14 protein-coding genes and 5 pseudogenes are annotated in these 18,254 nt (G+C 59.4%); 14 read left to right on the top strand and 5 right to left on the bottom strand.

Annotated elements, in window-relative coordinates; genetic code table 11:
* The 4 genes and pseudogenes from EN807_RS37535 to EN807_RS37020 all read left to right on the top strand — a co-directional run.
* The coding region (locus tag EN807_RS37535) for a TOBE domain-containing protein (RefSeq protein WP_189522635.1) at nucleotides 1–164 on the top strand (164 nt) is incomplete at its 5' end.
* 249 nt (nucleotides 165–413) lie between these two features.
* A pseudogene (locus EN807_RS35860) lies at nucleotides 414–619 on the top strand (IS5/IS1182 family transposase); the annotation flags it as partial.
* Between the two features lie 202 nt (nucleotides 620–821).
* Nucleotides 822–1,163, top strand: a complete 342-nt coding sequence (locus EN807_RS36120; RefSeq protein ID WP_164759468.1) for a transposase — start codon at nucleotides 822–824, stop codon at nucleotides 1,161–1,163.
* A gap of 13 nt (nucleotides 1,164–1,176) precedes the next feature.
* A complete protein-coding gene (locus tag EN807_RS37020) occupies nucleotides 1,177–1,803 on the top strand; it encodes an ATP-binding protein (protein WP_245485589.1) in 627 nt (208 codons plus the stop codon).
* Between the two features lie 343 nt (nucleotides 1,804–2,146).
* Here the strand turns inward: EN807_RS37020 and EN807_RS31065 are convergent, their stop codons facing one another.
* A complete protein-coding gene (locus tag EN807_RS31065) occupies nucleotides 2,147–2,641 on the bottom strand; it encodes a GNAT family N-acetyltransferase (RefSeq protein WP_127208380.1) in 495 nt (164 codons plus the stop codon).
* Complete coding sequence (locus EN807_RS31060) at nucleotides 2,638–2,961, bottom strand: DUF1778 domain-containing protein (protein WP_127208379.1); 324 nt, start codon at nucleotides 2,959–2,961, stop codon at nucleotides 2,638–2,640. Before EN807_RS31060 ends, EN807_RS31065 begins: the two co-directional genes overlap by 4 nt.
* 256 nt (nucleotides 2,962–3,217) lie before the next feature.
* Here EN807_RS31060 and EN807_RS31055 point away from each other — a divergent pair, with 256 nt between their 5' ends.
* From EN807_RS31055 to EN807_RS31040, 4 genes are read left to right on the top strand one after another with little or no spacing between them, the layout of a single operon-like run.
* Complete coding sequence (locus EN807_RS31055; protein WP_189522634.1) at nucleotides 3,218–4,804, top strand: restriction endonuclease subunit S; 1,587 nt, start codon at nucleotides 3,218–3,220, stop codon at nucleotides 4,802–4,804.
* Complete coding sequence (locus EN807_RS31050) at nucleotides 4,794–6,404, top strand: AAA family ATPase (RefSeq protein WP_127208377.1); 1,611 nt, start codon at nucleotides 4,794–4,796, stop codon at nucleotides 6,402–6,404. The genes EN807_RS31055 and EN807_RS31050 overlap by 11 nt, the downstream gene beginning before the upstream one ends.
* Before the next feature lie 5 nt (nucleotides 6,405–6,409).
* Entirely contained in the window at nucleotides 6,410–7,252 is an 843-nt protein-coding gene (locus tag EN807_RS31045; RefSeq protein ID WP_127208376.1) for a hypothetical protein, read from the top strand.
* Nucleotides 7,253–7,292: 40 nt separating this feature from the next.
* Complete coding sequence (locus tag EN807_RS31040) at nucleotides 7,293–8,705, top strand: class I SAM-dependent DNA methyltransferase (protein ID WP_246684470.1); 1,413 nt, start codon at nucleotides 7,293–7,295, stop codon at nucleotides 8,703–8,705.
* A 929-nt stretch (nucleotides 8,706–9,634) separates the two neighbouring features.
* On the opposite strand, the pseudogene EN807_RS31035 reads toward EN807_RS31040, so the two are convergent.
* A pseudogene (locus EN807_RS31035) lies at nucleotides 9,635–9,889 on the bottom strand (S9 family peptidase); the annotation flags it as partial.
* 332 nt (nucleotides 9,890–10,221) lie between these two features.
* On the opposite strand from EN807_RS31035, the pseudogene EN807_RS31030 reads away from it, so the two are divergent.
* Nucleotides 10,222–10,599: pseudogene (locus EN807_RS31030) on the top strand (DUF2285 domain-containing protein); the annotation flags it as partial.
* An 875-nt stretch (nucleotides 10,600–11,474) separates the two neighbouring features.
* Here EN807_RS31030 and EN807_RS37015 read toward each other — a convergent pair.
* Nucleotides 11,475–12,638, bottom strand: a complete 1,164-nt coding sequence (locus tag EN807_RS37015; protein WP_246684469.1) for a tyrosine-type recombinase/integrase — start codon at nucleotides 12,636–12,638, stop codon at nucleotides 11,475–11,477.
* A gap of 20 nt (nucleotides 12,639–12,658) precedes the next feature.
* On the opposite strand from EN807_RS37015, the gene EN807_RS31015 reads away from it, so the two are divergent.
* The 5 genes and pseudogenes from EN807_RS31015 (at nucleotide 12,659) to EN807_RS36115 (ending at nucleotide 16,205) form a co-directional block, all read left to right on the top strand.
* A complete protein-coding gene (locus EN807_RS31015; RefSeq protein WP_135937808.1) occupies nucleotides 12,659–13,876 on the top strand; it encodes a DUF4238 domain-containing protein in 1,218 nt (405 codons plus the stop codon).
* Between the two features lie 512 nt (nucleotides 13,877–14,388).
* Nucleotides 14,389–14,712, top strand: a pseudogene (locus EN807_RS31010) (transposase); the annotation flags it as partial.
* A complete protein-coding gene (gene tnpB / locus EN807_RS31005; protein WP_127211009.1) occupies nucleotides 14,709–15,005 on the top strand; it encodes an IS66 family insertion sequence element accessory protein TnpB in 297 nt (98 codons plus the stop codon). The pseudogene EN807_RS31010 and the gene tnpB, both read left to right, overlap by 4 nt.
* Nucleotides 15,006–15,095: 90 nt before the next feature.
* Nucleotides 15,096–15,676, top strand: a pseudogene (locus EN807_RS37720) (BamA/TamA family outer membrane protein); the annotation flags it as partial.
* A gap of 103 nt (nucleotides 15,677–15,779) precedes the next feature.
* Nucleotides 15,780–16,205, top strand: a complete 426-nt coding sequence (locus tag EN807_RS36115; protein ID WP_127211010.1) for a hypothetical protein — start codon at nucleotides 15,780–15,782, stop codon at nucleotides 16,203–16,205.
* A gap of 170 nt (nucleotides 16,206–16,375) precedes the next feature.
* On the opposite strand, the gene EN807_RS30990 is transcribed toward EN807_RS36115, so the two are convergent.
* A complete protein-coding gene (locus EN807_RS30990; RefSeq protein ID WP_127211011.1) occupies nucleotides 16,376–18,217 on the bottom strand; it encodes a HipA domain-containing protein in 1,842 nt (613 codons plus the stop codon).
* Nucleotides 18,218–18,254 lie beyond the last annotated feature (37 nt).

The following is an 18,254-nucleotide window of genomic DNA, read 5'->3' as shown; positions in this document are numbered from 1 at the left end:
AGCCGACCGGCTCCGAGACACAGATATTCGCCAAACTTGGCGATGATCCTATCGACGCTATCGTCAAGGATCGACTGACAGTCCGACCTGGTGAAGAAGTTAGACTGAGGATCGATCCGCGCCGTGTTCACATCTTCGACAGGCAAAGCGGCGCACGCCTGTGACCCTTCGCCATTCTGATTGCGCCAATCATCTGCAGGTAAAACGCACCAGTGAACTGACCCTCATGACTTCGTTGGCCGTGAACTATCCGCAAGCCGTTGATCTGGCATCCTGATTAAGGCGGCCGACGGCTTTGGAATTGCAGGATTTGGGTGTTTGGGCCCTGTTTTCTTGCAATTCGATTTTGCGATTCCCTTGTGCTGCGGAGCGTGATTCACTCGGTCGGCGGCGGCGAATCGAGGGGGGACGCAGTGTCCAGGCCACGCGAGAAGCGCGAGACGGGAGAGCAGGACCTTTTCCGCTCCAGGCTCGATCAGATCAATCAACATGAAAGCACGAGTTGGTGCGCCTGGCGCAGGCGATCGACTAGCCGGTGCTGGAGGAGCGTTTCGGCGCGGTCTATTCGGACGGTCCCGGCATGCCGCCGCTGCCGACCCGGCTGATGGCGGGGCTGGCCGAATGGCGTTTGGCCCGCGTCTCGACGGATTATCACGTCGAGTTGAACACCTTCTTTTATTCCGTGCCCCACAGCCTATTTGTCAGCAGGTCGATCTGAGAGCAACGGCGCGCGCACCATCGAGATCTTCCACCGCGGCAAGCGCGTCGCGGTGCATCAGCGCCGCTATGGAGGTCCTCGCCATGAAACCGATCCGGATCACATGCCCAGTTCCCACCGGCGCTATGCCGAATGGACGCCGGAGCGCTTTCGGCGTTGGGCCACGTCGATCGGGCCACAGACTGAAGGCCTGGTCATCGCAATTCTCGCCAGCCGTCCGCATCCCGAGCAGGGCTTTCGAACATGTCTGGGGATCCTGCGCCTGTTTCGCGACATCGAGCGCAATCGGGCTGAAGCCGTGTCAGCCCGCGCCGTCGAGATCGGTGGGCTGAACTGCAAGAACATTGCTTCGCTCATCGCCAACCACAAAACCGCACGCCATTCCACCGAACCAACCGCCATCGTTGATCACGCCAATCTGCGTGGCCCTGATTACTTTCATTGAGGAGATCCACCCCATGCTGATCAATCCCACCATCAATATGCTGCGAGAGCTCGGCCTTTACGGCATGGCAACCGCTTTCCACGAACTCGACGCACAGTCAGAAGTGCGCGGCCTCGAGCACGGCGAATGGCTTGCCATGCTGCTCGAACGCGAGGCGACCATGCGCCGCCAGAAGCGTTTCGAGGCTCGCGCCAGGGCTGCCAAGCTTCGCCATGACGCGCAGATCGAGAATGCCGACTTCCGCGCCGCACGCGGCCTCGACCGCAATCTGTACATGGCGCTTGCCGGCTGCGAATGGATCAGAAAGCATCACGGTCTTCTTGTCACCGGACCAGCCGGCGTCTGCGGTCTTCTGGCTGGGTGGTTTCTGAGTGCCAGATGGCCGGCAAATTCTCGGCGAGTTCCTGAAGCGCGGCGTGATCCGCCTCCTGTAAGACAAGGGCTCTCGGTCGCTCCACCGGCGATATTCCTGCTCGATCTCATCGACCACCGGCAGCTTGTCTTCCCATCCTGCCCCGTCGAGGTGCTGACCGCCGCTGGGCCCAAGTTTCTGGATAAGCACTTGTTGCATCGAATAAGCCGGAACGAGCTCGTCCGCTCTAAGCCGAACTCGCGATCGCAGAGAAGCTTTACGCGATGAGGGTCCAATACGTCTACGAGCAGCCGCTCGTCCTGAACGGGAAGATGCGATGGCCGGATTTTTCCGTTGAGGACGATGCCCGTGGGGTTACCTATTACTGGGAGCATCTTGGGTTGCTGTCCGATCCGGCCTATGCGCAGCGGTGGGCGTCAAAGCGAAAGGCCTATCTCGCTGAAGGCGGCAGCAAACGGCGCAGAGCGTGTCCTGATCGAGACAACGGAAGCGGAGGGGGCGGGACTAGACATGCTCGAAATCGAGCGCTTGGCAAAATTTGTTTTGGGCTGATGGCAGTTCGGCATGCGCGTGACGGGGAGCAAAGTGGTCTGAACGCTTCGCGGCTGTGTCATGCAAATAGTCGGGCGATCTCAGCCATAGGTAGGAAAAGTCGGTCCCCCGATGCCGTCAAGGGTAGGAAATTATGGAGCCGATAGAAGGTCGCCGTCTGTTCGTCCGTGGCATCGACGACGATCGCATACGTTGCGATTTCGCTGCGGAGAGCTCGCGCGAAGGCGTCCATGAGCATTTGTTCGCCGAACCCATGGCCGCTATGCCGCTGGTCCACGGCCAGGCGGCCGAGCAACGTGGCGGAGAGCAAGGGATAACGAGGCAACCTTTTGCTCAAGCTGTTAGGCAGGGCGGCTAATGCGATCGAACCGGCTGCGAGGGTGTAGTAGGCGAGCGGCGTCGTCCCCCAACCCACTAAGACGAAGCTGGAGGCGATGCGTCGCCGGCCGTCTTGGATGGCCTGCAAACGCAGATAGCGATCAAGCGGCTCGACGCCGCACTCAAAGGCGGTGCGGTCGTGGCGGTCATCAAGCGGTTCGACACGCAAGCTCAAGAACGTGTCGGCTCGACGGCACTCGCCGTCGCAATATACCGTTGTGCGCCCGCCCTCAGGCGCGGACCAGGATCACGCGGGTTGAGCAGGGCCTCGGCGAAGGCCCGGCTTTCCTTCACGGTCAGCTTGACGGCCCGCATGTCTTCGAGGGTGCGGACTGCGGCCTCATGGACACTGGCGATGACAAAGTCAGTGAGCGTTCGGCCCTGGAGTTCGGCGGCGCGTTGGAAAAGATCCTTCTGATCGGCTGAGATCCGCGCCTCGAGCCTTTCTTTGCGCGCTAATGTGCGCCTTTTCGCGGATACCTGTCCGGCTGCCATTGCCTTCATCCTTGTCACGCGTCTATTGTACGGCTTAGAGCCGGACGCAGCAAGGGGTTCCGCGCCGAGACGATTTCCCGTTCCGTCCGGTTCCCCTGACAGCCTAGCCGGCGCAAGGGTGAAGAAGCGAATGGACCAACCGCCTACCGACTCTGAACGTGCGCTGCCGCCCGGCTGGTCTTTGGTGCGCGTGGATCAGGCGGGCGAGGTACGGCTAGGCCGACAACGTTCGCCCGAGCAGGACTCGGGTGCGCATATGACCAAATATGTGCGCGCCGCCAATATAACGCCCGCCGGAATGAATCTTACAGACCTTCTGGAAATGAACTTTACGCCGGCGGAGCGTGAAGTATTTGGCCTGAAGGTTGGTGACGTCTTATTGACGGAGGCGTCGGGCAGCGCTTCCCAAGTCGGGCGATCGGCGATCTGGCGTGGCGAATTCGATCTCTGTTGCTTCCAGAATACCGTAATCCGGTTCCGGCCGCATCTGACGACCTCCGAGTATGCACTCGTCGTGTTCCGGCATTACGCGGCAGCTGGGGTTTTCGCAGGCGCAGCGCGAGGTGTCGGTATTCAGCATTTGGGCGGTTCGCGCCTTGCCGAACTCCCTTATCCATTGCCTCCGCTGGCTGAGCAGACGCGGATAACTGAGATCGCTGATATACGCTTGGCCGAGATCCGGGAGGCGGAGGCTCGCCTTAGATCCGCGCTTCACCATTTGAATGAGCAGGTGCGCGAAATTATGGCGACGGCAGTGGCTGGCGAGTTGGCGCCGCGATCGCCGCAAACGCCCGAGCCAGACCGCGCGCGCGGGTCATCCCGGTCAGGGCAGATCAATCTGTTCGAGGAAACACTGAACTTAGACGTCCCAGGTTTAGGCGCCACGGTGCCAGAGGGATGGCTGCGGCGTCGCGTTGATCACGTCGGAGAAGTTAGGCTTGGGCGCCAGCGGGCACCCAAGCATGAGCGGGGGCGCAATATGCGTCCCTACCTCCGGGTGGCGAATGTCTACGAAGACCGGATCGACACCTCCGACATCCTGCGCATGAACTTCGAGCCTGAAGAAGTCGCAATCTACGAACTGCAGGACGGCGATGTACTTCTCAATGAGGGGCAGAGCCCGGAACTGGTTGGTCGTCCGGCGATCTACCGTGGAGAGGTTCCGGGGGCTTGTTTTCAAAATACCCTGATCCGCTTTCGCGCGGGAGACGGGATTGAGCCGGAATACGCGCTGCTGGTTTTCCGCCATTACATGCATTCGGGGGTGTTTCGCGAGATTGCGCGCTGGTCGACAAACATCGCTCATTTGGGGCTGGAGCGGTTTCGAGCGCTTCCGTTTCCGATCCCGCCTCGTGACGAGCAACAGCGTATTGTCGCTGAGGCCCGCCGCCGCCTGGATGCGATAGCCGGCCAGACACGGGCCGTACAGGCCTCTCTTGCACGCCTGCCAGAATTTGAGCTGGAACTACTGGCAGCGGCGGTGGCGGGCGAGTTAACACCGCAAGATCCACATGACGAGCCGTCGAGCGAGCTTCTCCAGCGGCTGGGGCCGCCGCGGAAGACTCAGGCGACGTTATCAAGCCTGAGAGGTGATACCATGCCAAAGAGACGGCCTCGCCCGACGCGGCAAGCCGAACCAACGCCTGACCTAGCGGCGGTGTTGAAGGAAAACGGCGGGTCTTTGCCGCTGCCTGAGCTGTTTGCGCAAGCCGGATACAACCGCGATCTGCCCGAACACGTCGAGCTCTTCTATCTCGCTCTGCGTAACGCGCTCGGCGGCACAATTCGCTTGACGGGAGACGCCGCAGAGAACGCGGAGCTTGAGGTCGCTGATGCGGCTTGAAGCGGTCAGGATCGGCGCGTTCAAGAACCTACGAGATCTCTCTGTCGATTTCGACGAGGGATCACCTTACACGGTGCTTGTCGGTCAGAACGGAGCCGGGAAATCTAATCTGATTGAAGCATTGGCGCTGATCTTCCGCAATCTTGATCTCGATGTCGAAGCGCCGTTTGACTACGATCTGAAGTACGAGTGCCGCGGGAACCACATCGAAGTCCAGGGGAAGGCAGACGAGTTTCCGGCGTTTCGGATCAAGCGAACGAAGGAAACCGAGTATAGCGATCTTCCTCGCAAGACCTTCATGGCTGAGGATCGCGAGGGTCGTCCCCGTCATCGCCCTGCGTTCGTGTTTGGCTACTACTCGGGACCCAGCGATCGGCTCGCCACGATCTTCGAGAAGCACCGGGAGCGATTTTATAGCTGGATCATAAAATCACCGGAACAGCGCGGGAGGACGATCAGCGATCCCAACGCGTTGCGGCGCCTCTTCTATGCCCAAACGCTGCACGGACAGTTCGCCCTCATTGCGTTCTTCATGGAGGCCAGCGAGGCGTCCAGGGAAGATCGAGATTTCCTTCGCGAGCATCTTCAAATCCAAGGGTTAGATAGTGTGCTCTTTGCGCTGAAGGAGCCACCATGGAAGCGAAAAGGTGGGGATGCGCGGTTCTGGAACGCCGTCGGTGAAGTGCAGGAGTTTCTCAGTCGGCTATATCATCAGGCCATGCTTCCGCTGCGTATGACGCGGCGCATTCCGATCGACCTGACGAAGAACCCTATCGTCAAGAGTCTCTATCTTTTCCTGTCCAGTGCGGAGTCGCTCGCCGATGTATATCGGTCGTATGGTAATCAGTATGCCTTCTTCACAGCGCTGGAGAGTATGCACCTGTCGAAGGTGTTGGCCGAGGTCCGCACGCGCGTCAGGATGAGCGCCGGGGCTGGGGGTGGAAATGTCACTTATCGCGATCTAAGCGAGGGCGAGCAGCAATTGCTCCTGGTTCTCGGCTTGCTAAAATTCACGGCGCGGGATGAAGCCCTGTTCCTGCTTGACGAACCGGACACGCATCTCAATCCAGCCTGGAGCACACAGTACCTGACATTCCTCGACCGGTTCATTCGGGGACGCGATAGCTGTCATATCGTGATGTCTTCGCATGACCCGCTCGTGTTTGCCGGGCTTGAACGGGCTCAGGTGCGAATCTTCAGACGTGACGAGAAAGGCCGCGCTATCGCGGAACCGCCTGACCAGGATCCACGGGGCATGGGTGTCGCAGCGATCCTGACCAGTGATCTCTTTCGCCTCAAGACAACTCTCGACGTCAAGACACAGACTGACTTGGACCGTCAGCGCGTTCTCGGCATGAAGGAAGAACTGACGCCTGACGAAGCGGCGGAACTCGGTCGGATAAGGGATGATCTCCGCGGCCGTGGGTTCGATTTCACAATCCGTGACCCCCTTTATCAGGAGTTTCTGAAAGCATGGACAGCGCAGGAAGATCCATCCTGGCGCGAGGCCGTGGAGTTGACACCTAAGCAGCGCGAAGATCGCGGTAAGTTAGCAGCTCGGATCGTAGAAGAACTGCGCCGGGAAGTGGGTGCGTCCTGACAGCTATGCGGTTCATCGATCTTGAAGCCATCCTCCCGAAAATCCGGAACCTTCTAGCCGACTTACAGGTCGCGCAGGATGCTGCCCTTGCGGAGCCAAACGCGAAGCGACGCGCGCTCATTATTGATGCGAATCAACAACGTTGGACGGCCCTGCGGCAGGCGTTCGAAGAGGCGTCATTCGACAAGTGCTGGTACACGGAGTGCAGGAGCCCCGGCGCCGACAATGACATTGATCACTTCCGCCCAAAGGCAAAAGTGCGGGAGGACCGAGCTCACCCAGGGTATTACTGGCTGGCGTTCGATTGGAAAAACATGCGGCTGAGCTGCCAGCGTGCCAACCGGCCCCGCATTGCTCCGGGAGCCCGAGTAGCCGGTGGAAAGTCCACTCATTTTCCTCTCCTGGCGACCGGCGTTCGCGCTCGGACCCCCTGTGACGATCTGACCCTAGAGCATCCCGCGCTTCTCGATCCCACAGAACCAGGCGACCCTATCGTGTTGACGTTCAGGCCGAATGGCGAGATCGACGTGTCGCCGGATTTTAGGGGAAACGCTGTCGCTGTAGCCAAGGTCGAAGCGAGCCGGCTTGGCCTGCACCTGAATTGGCCGAAGTTCGTCGAGGGACGCCTGACACTCTACAATCTTGTGGAGCGGGCGGTGGAGCGTGGCCGCCGGGAGGCGCCTGTTAGTTTCGAAGGTTGGCCGATGGCCAATGACGCGTTCAAGGACGCCATTCGCGACCTTAAGGCATACATGGATCCGCGCGCCGAGTACTCCGCCGCGGCCAAGGTTTATGTCGAGTCGTTCAGGAATGTTTGGTGGATAAACGACGTGGTTCTAAGGCTTTGAAATGACGGATACAACTAACCGAGCATCAAACGCTCAGAGCTTGGTCCGAAAGCTCTGGCAGTATTGCAACGTCTTGCGAGACGACGGTCTTTCGTACCCAGATTATGTAGAGCAACTGACCTACCTGTTGTTCCTGAAGATGGCTGACGAACAAGCTGGGGGCGGTATCCCGGAGGACCATTCCTGGCGATCCTTGGTGCGCCTCGACACGTTGGAGATGCATGCGAATTACGGGCGTATCTTGGCCGCGCTTGGTGAGCACGGTGGTATGCTGGGGCTGATCTTCCGCAATGCAAAAAATAAGATCAGAGATCCGGCAAAGCTGCGCCTACTGATCGTCGATCTCATTGGTCAGACGGAGTGGACAGGGCTTTCCGACGATCTAAAGGGCGACGCCTATGAAGGCTTGCTCGAGAAAAACGCGCGCGATACCAAGAGTGGGGCGGGGCAGTACTTCACCCCACGCCCACTCATTGAAGCGATCGTTCAATGTGTGAACCCGCAGCTGGGCGAAGTGGTATGCGACCCGGCCTGCGGAACGGCCGGTTTCCTTTTGGCGGCTCATGATCACCTGCGGAAGAGCCATCCGAAAATGACTGCAGCACAGAAGAAGGCATTGGCCACAAAGTCCATTCGCGGTGTGGAGCTAGTCGAGGAAGTCGCGCGTCTCGCGACCATGAACCTTCTGCTGCACGGCGTCGGAGGTAACGCCGACGATGAGCTGCCGATCGCGTGCGAGGACAGCCTCAAGGCACCACCAGCTCGACAGGTTGACGTTGTGCTTACGAATCCCCCGTTTGGGGTCAAAGGCAGCGTGACCTATGCCCAGGGGAATTCGACACGTCCGGAGGACAGCCTGACGATCGTGCGATCCGATTTCTGGGTTCAGAGCGCGAATAAGCAACTTAACTTCATGCAGCACATCGTAGCGCTTCTGAAGCCGGGCGGACGGGCTGCGGTCGTCGTCCCGGACAATGTTTTGTTCGAGAGTGGTGCTGCAGCCTCTGTGCGTCGCCGATTGGTTGAGACCTGCCGTGTTCATACGGTTTTGAGACTGCCGCCCGGATTGTTCTATGCTGCGGGCGTGAAGTCGAACGTCATCTTCTTTGACAAACCGAAGAAGACGGGAGTGGTATCTACTCGAAGTCTGTGGATCTACGATCTCCGTTCCGAAAAGCGGTTCTCTCTCCGCACGAAACCACTACAGAGCGAGGATCTACGGGAATTCGTAGCACTGTACTCCGATCCCACTCGTGAGGACGGGGAGCGGCACCGTTCATTTGATGCCGCAGATGTGCTGAGCAATCCCGACTGCCGCTTGGATCTGACTTGGAGTGATCCCGCCACGCGATCCAGAGCACCCGGGTTGGCGCGCTTAGATGAGCTTGCCAGGCTGGTTGCCGATGACCTCCAGCGTGCGTTGGCGTTGATCGCCAAACCGCCGGCGTCATAATGTTCGTGCTGGCCGGCATCCACTGCCATGCGTGATATGGCTTGATGACGGTACTTCTTAAGGCCGCGTTGATGGCGTCGCTAGACGCTGCGAGGCGAGTAAATCGTTCGACAGCTCCGATAGTGGTGAGTCAGTATTTTTCGATGTCGGGCACGAAGCTGGCAAGCCCAGCGTGCGTCTGGCTGCTTTTGTTGCCAGCCGAGAAATTCGACAACGATACCGGTGCGCGCCGCCCTGATGACGCCCCATAGGCGCCGCTCGCCGGCGTCTGCATATCGCCTCGATCGCTCGGAACTGCGAACGGGCCTCCGCGTAGTAAGAGCGTAAGACGTCGACGCCAGCGCCGATCATCACCTGCCGCGCTATAGACCGCGCCGTCATTGCCCGTTACCAAGCCATCCTCTGGCATGGGGCCGTAATTGCTCGCGGCGAAATGCCACGCCCATCACCCCAGCGCCGTCCATATTGGCTCCGGCGATGCCCCCCACGTGCGTACCATGGGCGGAAATCTTGTCCATAGCGTTGATGATCCCCGGCCCTCGGCGAAGAAGGCATCACCGGCGTTCACCGGAAGGTAAGGATCGTATAAACTCGGGTGCCTGGGGTTGGGATACCGGGGCAACTCTGGATGCTCTGCCCAGACCGGCTGGTCCATTAAGTTATCTTCGCGCCTTGCCGGTCAAGCCCAAGCCATAGGCGAGGTCCGAGGTGATGGCTGAGAGCCCGACGTTGCCGTTGAATTCGACGTCATTGCGCCAACTCGACCGACATGCTTCCCCAGCATTGACTGCTTCCTCTCACTTTCCACCGACGCTCCAGTGAGCATCGCGCCGTTACCACTGTTTTTTTGAGATACTCGCCGAAAGTGCAGAAGCGGCGGCGATGCGCAGAGCTTTTGGTGCAAACGTCATGAAACATCATTCAGCGTCATTTCCGGCATCTTGCCAGAAATTGTAGAGGTACTGACCACGGCGCCTGATGGTGGGAATCTTGTCACGACAGTCGAAAATCGCTGTCAGCGCCGCCCGGTCGCGCTCGAACTGCGCTCCACCGAAGGGCGTCAGGGTCTTTGCCGACTGGCTGGCGGTCCACGCAAGTGCCCGTTCGCCTTCAACATCTTCAAGCCAAAGATCGGGGTCATCGTCAGGTGCGCTCAGTGTTGGACGGAAATCGAATTCGCTCATGTCCGGACAACCAGAGGAATCAAAGCGCAATGGCTTCCGTCTGCTCGGGAAGGCTCAGTGTTTGCGGTCACTGCGTGTTCGAAAATCGTAATCATCAGGCGGGTTTCTTCTCAGTGGGGCGGCGTTGCAGTGCTTTTGCGCATTGGACAGCATCTGTCGTGCCTACTGAGAAAATTGTTAGAACAATGCGGTCGCCCTGACAGCGTCGTGTCAGATATCCGACATCGTCGAGAATCCGACAACGAGCGCACCCCGTAATCGCCGGATCACCTCCGGCGCGATCGGTGACACCGTGCAGAACTCAGGCAGTGAGGCTCAGAATGAACTTGGTTACGCTCCAGCTCGCCGTCTCTGGCGGCGATATCTTGCACCCTACCTGCCTCCATACCGAGGCGATCTGGCCAGGGACGCTTTCGAAGCACCGCCTGAGGGCGCTCGAGTGCCTCAATGCTCTAAGTCTGGGCCAACACCCGCCCGCCCGTTTGTTTCCGCCGGAAAAACGCGGTCCCCGTCTAACCTTCGTTCTTCGTGCGCTCGACGGCTCGCTTGCCGGCGCGTCACATCGCGAGCTCGCCGAAGCGCTGATTGGTCACCGGCGCGTCCATGCCGACTGGAGGGATCCTCGCGATCATCTGCGCGACCGCATTCGCCGCGCCGTCTCTCGTGGTCGTGCGCTCATGAACGGAGGGTACAGAGATTTCTTCACTTGAAAAGTGACAGGTCCGCCCTGCGCGTCAGCAGGCGAACAGTTCGGAGCTAAACCGGTCACCACTTGTTCGCCCAGTCGACATGGCAGCGAACGGCGGTGCGCTCTGGTTCAAGCGTCGGTCGATGCCAACAGGCACGTTAGGCATTGTCCGATAGCCGACAATGTCGAGTACGCAACACAGAGGAAGCTGACTCTCGGGTGTTCTTGAACGCTTTTGGCTTGGCACGCCACATGCACGCTATTCAGAAAAACGCGCGGACTGAGTGGTCGCACCGCCACGAGAGCCGCTGACTTACGCCACCTCCCAAGGCGTACCCGGCCCGGCAGCGAGCTCAGTCTCCTGCCGGGCATGCCGTTCAGGTGTACGGCGTTAAGCACATGAAATAGCAATGTCCGTCTGAGAGATTGGGGGGATGACCATTTAAGAGGTGCCCGAGAGACTTAGGGCATCGGGCGAGCGCGATCACAGGAGCTGCCTCTCAATCAGGCGACCGGTTGCCATTCAGTCTGCCTATCGGTGATCCAGATTTGATGTCATCCCTGCCTGGAAAGGATCTGTTAACCAGCGTTCCTTGAGACTAGAACAAAACGTGATTCGACGAGTCGGTTAACGACTGGCGATTTGTTCTTACTTGTTCCGTCGCGAGCTTGGAGCAAGGAAAGGTGTTGAAAACAGGTGGGATGGATGGGCAAATCAGCCGCGCTAGCTCACCTTGGGTTCAACCTGATGAGGAGGTCAATCTATGAAAGTTCGGGTTAGACAGATAGGGCCAGCGACACACCCCAGCGAGGTTGTGGTTCTGTGGACACAACATCCGGCGCCGAACATTTGGTTGTGAATCAGCGTTCACTTACGGATGATAAATTAGAGATTGGCTATTCTATTAATAGCCGCGATTCGGACCTGCTTGTTGAGCTTCCACGAGAGACAATTAACGGCTCATGGAGAGTATGGGTGCCGCAAGCTCTGGTAGAATAGACATGGAGGGGCGGGATGATACTCACGGGGGTTGTCGTGTGAACTGGAACGAGACGGTCCTTGCGGAACTTCGTCTTCCGAACGAGGAGCACCCCGTTGGCTAGATCGACGTCGGAACGATCAAGCCTGACCACTACGCCCGATCGCAGCCCCGAGCTCGCCAACAATCCGATCAGCGTCGCCATCGTCCGCCCTCTGAGAGGGGTGCTTGGCGAAATGCGGGCGCATGCGTCGATGAGCGACGCCAACTCAGCGTCGGTGAGAATACGCGGAGGCGTAATCGCTCTAGATCTGGGGAAAGCTCTGCGCTCCAAGGCCTTCGTTCGGACGTCATAGACGGCGAGATACTCGTAAAACCGGCGGAGCACGCCGTGGCGAGTGACGCGGCTGTTGGCGGCGCCGCCGAACGACAAGGCGAAATCCAGCGCCATCGTTCGAGTGGCGGGAGCATCGAGCTGAGCGCGCTCAACGTAGCGGACGAAAGCCCGCAACGTGCCGGCTTGCTTGCTGAAGGCGTAGCCGAGGGAGTGGCGCAACTCGATGTACCGCTCGGCCTTCTCGCCGAGGAATCGGGCGAACGCGGTCATGCGACGCCTCCCGGAAAGGGGAGTGCGACCTCGGCGATCTGCGAGGTCGCGACCTTTACGTACAGCGCCGTTGTATTGATGCTCTGGGCCCGAGAAGATCGGCGACCTCGTTGATCGGCCTTCGCTGCTTGACGAACTGGGTGGCAAGACAGTGGCGCAGGAGATGCGCACCTGCGACCCGCCGAGTTCAACCCCGCCATGTCGCAACCGCTTCCGCAAGATCCTCGAAACAGGCGACGCGCATTTGAATGCTGCCACGGGCGGCGTGAAGGACAGGAACAGATACGGACTATCCACCTTCGGTCGCGCGCGCAGGACGTAGTCGGCGAGCGCGGCGCCGGTCTCCTCGAACAGCGGCGCCACCCGATCCCGCTTGCCCTTGGTGCGCCGGACAGAAACCTCGCCAGCACGCCAGCCGATATCCTGCAGCTGAATGGCGCGTAAAGCCAGCTTGATTAAGTTGCTTGTTCCCAACCCCGCGTCGGAGAAAATGAGTGGCTGACAACAAACGCCAACACTACGTGCCAAAGTCAACTTTGCGCCACTTTGCTTCTGATCCGAACCGACATCCCAAGCCTCGGCAGATCAATCTGGTGAACATCGCAGCCGCCAAAGTTGTGCGCGGGGCATCTCTAAAGGAGCAATGCTACCAGGATTATTTCTACGGGAAGAACACTGCGATCGAGAAGGCGTTGGGGCAAGTCGAGGGGTACTTTTCGAGCTTGGTCCGCAAAATGATCGGCACGCGAGCAATCGACGAGCGAGATGGCTGGCATCTCGTCCAGATGGTCGCACTTCAGAAAGCCAGAACCTTGCGCGCCGAAGAAGAATTGAACGGCATGATGGAAAAGCTGATCAAGCTGTTTATGTACAATCGTGTCGACGAGTATGATCTTCGCAGATCCACAATTAAGGTCAACGATGCGTCCAATCGCAACGTAGGGCACGCATTAGCGCTAAGCCCGCTGATGCTCGACCTTAAGCGATTTCTGCTCGCCAATGACACCGATGTCCCGTTCGTCATTGCCGACAATCCGGTTGTGACGACGAACTGGTTCGCCAGAATACATCACCCGCAACGCGCCATCGGACTCGCACGTTCTGGGCTCCAGATGCTTCTGCCGATATCACCTCGCTTCGCGTTGATGATGCATGACGGCAATGTCTATACAACCGACTCTCGGATCAATGTCATCTCCATTTCTCGAGCTGACGAGGTCACTGCTTTGAATGAGCTTCAGTGGTTGAATGCCCATAAGAACGTGTATTTTCCGCCCACCCTCGGCGTGGAGTTCTTGGAGGCGATGATGAATGTTTCGCGACCAGAGGGCGGTCTTTCTGATTTCCGGAGAATGGAACGGATTGGGGATGGCGACTCCTATCGTGCTAGCGACAAAGATGAGTTCTCTCCTCCGACAGATGGTGTGAAGTCAGAGCTTGTTGTTACATCGGCGAAAGCCCTCTCTAAAGACGTGCGGCTGCGGGCCGTTAGCATGCGAAACAAGCCGATTTTTCACGACGATGGGTCGCTTGGCTCTCCCCAGCGTGACCCAGCTTGGGAAGACATTGTCGGTGATTTCGCTCGCCGGGTGCTGGGGGGCGAAACGGACCTAACGCGTTTCTGGGATTTTGTGGAAGGGCATCCACTTGCATCATCTATTGGACCATGGCTCAGAAGAGCGAAACGGCAGTCAGATCTGCGGCGACAATGATGATTAGTGGCTTTTGCGATCGAAGGCGGTCAGGCTTGTCGTCGCCAAGCCGACAAGATGGGCCATGATGCATCGGCGGCAATGCCGCGATCCGGTTCGGGCCAAAAGCAGGCTAAGAGCTTCGATGTGGCGCAATCGCCACGAATATGACGGTTCAGAGCGACAGTTCCGTCTGGGTGCGAGGGCAGGTCGCGGGCCCGTCTCGGCTCAGTCGATCTGTGCCTGTGCGACATCAGGTGGTAGCGATTTCCCGACTGTCATCTTGACGGTGATCGTATGACGTGGAAGCACCGTAATGGTACCGGGCGCTTCGTGTCCCTCACCGGCCGTTGAAAGTTCGTCGATCAGCTCACGGACGGCTGTATCCCCGCGGTCACGGCCGTCTTGCTGAGGTAGGCTGAAGGCTGCAAGTCCTAGTGCAAGCACTAGGAGTAGCCCTGTGACGAAGCATCAGATTGAAGTGATCACGTCGGTCGAGCGGCGCCGGCGCTGGTCTTCGGGAGGAGAAGGAGCGGCTGGTCGCGGCGACGTTTGAGCCTGGGGCTAGTGTTTCCGAGACCGCGCGATCGGCTGGCATTCATGTGAGCCAGCTTTTCCGGTGGCGCAAGGAACTCTGCCAGATCTCCGCGCCGTCCGTGCCGCAACTCGTTGCCGTGGAAGTCGTCGAGGCGCTGCCAGCGCCGCAATCGCCAGCGCAGCCACCGCCGATCTCCAGACCGCGCAAGAAGAGCAGCATGGTGACGATCGAGCTTGGCGGCGCCCGCCGCCTGCGGGTCGAGAGTGATATCGATAGCGAGGCGCTCGGCCGGATCCTGGATGTGCTGGAGCGGCGATGATCCCGGTCCCGAACGGTGTGAAGGTCTGGCTCGCCACTGGCTATACGGATATGCGCAAGGGCTTCCCCGGCCTGTCGCTAATGGTGCAGGAGACATTGAAGCGCGATCCGCACACCGGTCACCTGTTCTGTTTCCGCGGGCGGCAGGGTGGCTTGATCAAGGTGATCTGGCATGACGGCCAGGGTGCCTGCCTGTTCACGAAGAAGCTCGAGCGTGGCCGGTTCATCTGGCCATCGGCCGATGGCACGGTGGTGATCACGCCCGCGCAGCTCGGCTATTTGCTTGTTTCATGATCCCGGTCCCGAGCCAAGTGCGGATCTGGTTGGCGGTCGGCCGGACCATTCACACGCACATTGTGAACTGGAAGTCCTGTAACTGACACTCCGCTCCAATATGTCTACGAAGACAGATGCGACTGGCGGAACCCGACCAGCGGATCCCGGGTGCTGGCTTATGCCGAGCCCTCCTACGACACTTTGAGCGGCGAGGCCTTCCTCAAACTGAAGGGCGAGGGATCGGCCTTTCAATCGCTGGATCCAGCCTCGAAGTTCGTTCTGGCTAAAAGGGTCGCGGTTGGTCCTACCCTCGGCACCGGGCTTCAGAATGTGCCGGCCAACCGGCGCTTCTATCCCGCGGCTGGTAGTTCGGTGCGCGGCTACAACTCTCAAGGCATAGGCCCGAAGGACGACACCGGCAAGCCGACGGGCGGCCTGTCCTTCTTCGAAACTTCGTTCGAGATGCGCATCGCCGTTACGGACAGGTTGGCATCGTGACCTTCGTCGATGCCGGCACGGTATCGAATATGTCGGTTCCCAACTTCTCCGACGTCAAGGTCGGCGCCGGTGTCGGCCTGCGCTATGTCACGCCCGTCGGGCCGCTGCGCATCGACGCCGCCATACCACTCCACCGCGACCCCGGCGATCGCAAGTATGGCATCTATGTCCGCTTCGGACAGGGGTTCTGAGCGATGAAGATATTGATGCGCATCTTCGCATTGTCCCTCTACGCTCTGCCCATCGAGGTCGCCCGGCCTATTGAGGCGCTCGTTGTGCTAAGCAGGAACGAGCGTGGACAAGACAACCTCGCCGGCATTATTTTCGCGTCTGGCTTCGAGCGACGAGCGCAAGATCACGGTCAGCGGCATCGGGGCGGCATCTGCTCGGGAGCGTTCAGAGTCGACCATTCGTGGTGCAGGACCGCGAGGGCGCCTGGCTGATGGCGCCTGGCTGATGGCGCTTGGGCGGAGGGGCAATCTCGTGCCCCAGATGCAGTGCATCTTCGGCGCGGCGGCGCCGCATTTTCTTCAATTCGAAGCATGTAGACTGCCGCATGCGAGCTTCTCGCGCATGCTGGTCAACCAGGAGGTGGAACTGTTGGTACGCGCTGGCGAGTATAGGAAAGGGGCCGATCCGCTCATCGATCCAGCAATCGCCAAGATAGATAAATCAGGTGCGAAGGTTCTTGCCAGCCGCCGAATCCAGCTCTTTGCGTGAATAAATTCGCCGCTATCGCAGTCGATCAAACGGCGATCGCCGGATCGTCCACCGCCGATGCCATTGGACAAAGGTCGACCGTGACATTCCCGCGCGGTAACCGTAATCACTCTCCTGTCCATGGCCGAGAGTCTCGATTAAAGAGCGGACCCTGGCGTCGGTGTAATCATTTACGAGAACCCTTCAATACGTTCGCGAACAATCGCGCGCATTTGCTCAGCCATCTTCGCGCCCTGAGAGCCGTCAGACAAAGGCGGCGGCAACTGGAGGTGATCGAGCGCGCGTGAGACGACGGCAACCAAGTCATCAATCGCCATGTCGGCAACCGCTGCCTTCAGACCCGCGGTGCTCGCAAAAGCCTTGAAGTCGGCGCGGCGCAGACGATCATCCTTGCCGTTCAGCTTGAGCGCCATCCGGTCTCTTTCGAGGCGTGGAAACACGCGAGTCGTGACCGCGTCGTAGAGCGGAGCCATGCGGACCGAGCTGAATTGTGTGCTGCCGGGCTCTGCGATTTTCAGCAGTGCCACGTTCTTCAGGTGCATGTCTCCATCGGCGATCAGCCAGGCGAACAAGGATCGCTTGAGGACAAGCAGCAGGTCCTCCTCGGGAGAGGTCGATAGCGGCCTTAGTGCCCGCGCGATGCGCTCCATCGTGCCGTCATATTTTGCTTCGGTGGCCACGCCCAGTACCGAGCAGAAGTCCTCAAGCGCGAGAAGGTGCTTTTCCTCGAGGCTCGTTCTGATGTCGAACCGCTCGACGAGCAGCGCCGGAGGCATCCCGTCAGGCATGGGGACTAGCGCTGTCGCGGGCGTCGTGAAACCGGCCGAGCGGCCCAAAGCGAGCGACTGCCATTCGATAACCGGCAGGGCTTCAAATCCACCTGTACCGGCAGGCTTGAGGATATGGGTGAACGGTTTGCCGGTACTGGGGGAGAGAGTACCGTCGGCATCGAGGAACATCGGCGCTTTGATCTGAACGCCTGATAAACGTGGCGTATCGGTACGCTCGAAAATCTCCGCCAGATTGCGCTCGAAGCTCTGCTCTAAATCGCCGCGGCCCGGCCCTACATACTGGCCAGTGAAGACTGAGTTTCTAGTGAAGCCATTGAGCCGGGTTAGTAGGATATCGGGCGGCAGGGCGGAGAGATCGCTCGCACGCTCGACGATGGTGATGTTCGACATGTAGCGTTTGCCCGAGCGCAGCATCGCTCGCTCGTCGCGGTCGTTCAACACTGACTCAAGCCAGCCTTCAGGCAGCAGCGAGAGGATGAAAGGAGGGAGCTTGCCCGGCGCGGTCTGGCGGATGAGCGCCGGGCCATTCTGATCGTCTGGATTCCAGCGCCACTCGAAACCATCATGTGTGAGCTTGCCCAGCGGAGCGCCGTGCCACGCTACGATCAGATCGAGCGCGGCTTCATTGCGCGCGGGCTCTGCGGTCACTGGACGGCGGAGGAGGAAGCGCTCGGCGTGCTCGCCTTCGCGATACCACTGGTTTTCTCGGGCAAGCGCCCATGTCGCGTCGGCAGCGCCCTGGGCGCTGCCGTATTCTTCTATGAGACGGTTCGCGATTGCCTCGCGCACTGTCTCGTCGATGGATGCCGCATGTTCGCTGCGCAGGCGGAAACCTTCGAGGAAGCGCTGGCGCATCGAGGAGACGTCAATCCGGAATTCTCCCATGCCATCATCGACAATCGCTTGAGCGACTGAGGGGTGGTCGGGAGCTGCGTTCTGAATGATTTCGAGCGAGCGCAAGCGAGTGCGCTGTATTCGCCGTCCGCTCAGGAACAGACGGCCATCGCGGGTCGGGCGGAGAAGGACAGCGCTCGCCGCCGAGAGGTAAGCGTTGGGATATAGGTACTTGGCGATGCGGACGGCGTGCTTGAGTACCGTGGCCTCAATGTTCTCCCCGGCATCGACGTAGATGCCGCGCATTAGCTGGACCAGCTTGCCCGTTTCAGCCCGATAGTGGCTCCGGGTTTTATCAATGTTTTCGCCGACGAGGTGAAGAGCCATCTTATAACTTTCGCGTATTTAAGATACGCTATAGTTA

It is taken from the genome of Mesorhizobium sp. M5C.F.Ca.ET.164.01.1.1 (genome assembly GCF_004792125.1).
Classification (GTDB): domain Bacteria; phylum Pseudomonadota; class Alphaproteobacteria; order Rhizobiales; family Rhizobiaceae; genus Mesorhizobium; species Mesorhizobium wenxiniae.
This window is presented reverse-complemented; position numbering and strand designations above follow the sequence as displayed.

Bases quoted from the DNA above. Each gene is read 5' to 3' on its own strand.
- EN807_RS36120 (WP_164759468.1), top strand. From the start codon at position 822: ATGCCCAGTTCCCACCGGCGCTATGCCGAATGGACGCCGGAGCGCTTT.
- EN807_RS37020 (WP_245485589.1), top strand. From the start codon at position 1,177: ATGCTGATCAATCCCACCATCAATATGCTGCGAGAGCTCGGCCTTTAC.
- EN807_RS31060 (WP_127208379.1), bottom strand. From the start codon at position 2,961: ATGGCAGCCGGACAGGTATCCGCGAAAAGGCGCACATTAGCGCGCAAA.
- EN807_RS31055 (WP_189522634.1), top strand. From the start codon at position 3,218: ATGACCAAATATGTGCGCGCCGCCAATATAACGCCCGCCGGAATGAAT.
- EN807_RS31050 (WP_127208377.1), top strand. From the start codon at position 4,794: ATGCGGCTTGAAGCGGTCAGGATCGGCGCGTTCAAGAACCTACGAGAT.
- EN807_RS31045 (WP_127208376.1), top strand. From the start codon at position 6,410: ATGCGGTTCATCGATCTTGAAGCCATCCTCCCGAAAATCCGGAACCTT.
- tnpB (WP_127211009.1), top strand. From the start codon at position 14,709: ATGATCCCGGTCCCGAACGGTGTGAAGGTCTGGCTCGCCACTGGCTAT.
- EN807_RS30990 (WP_127211011.1), bottom strand. From the start codon at position 18,217: ATGGCTCTTCACCTCGTCGGCGAAAACATTGATAAAACCCGGAGCCAC.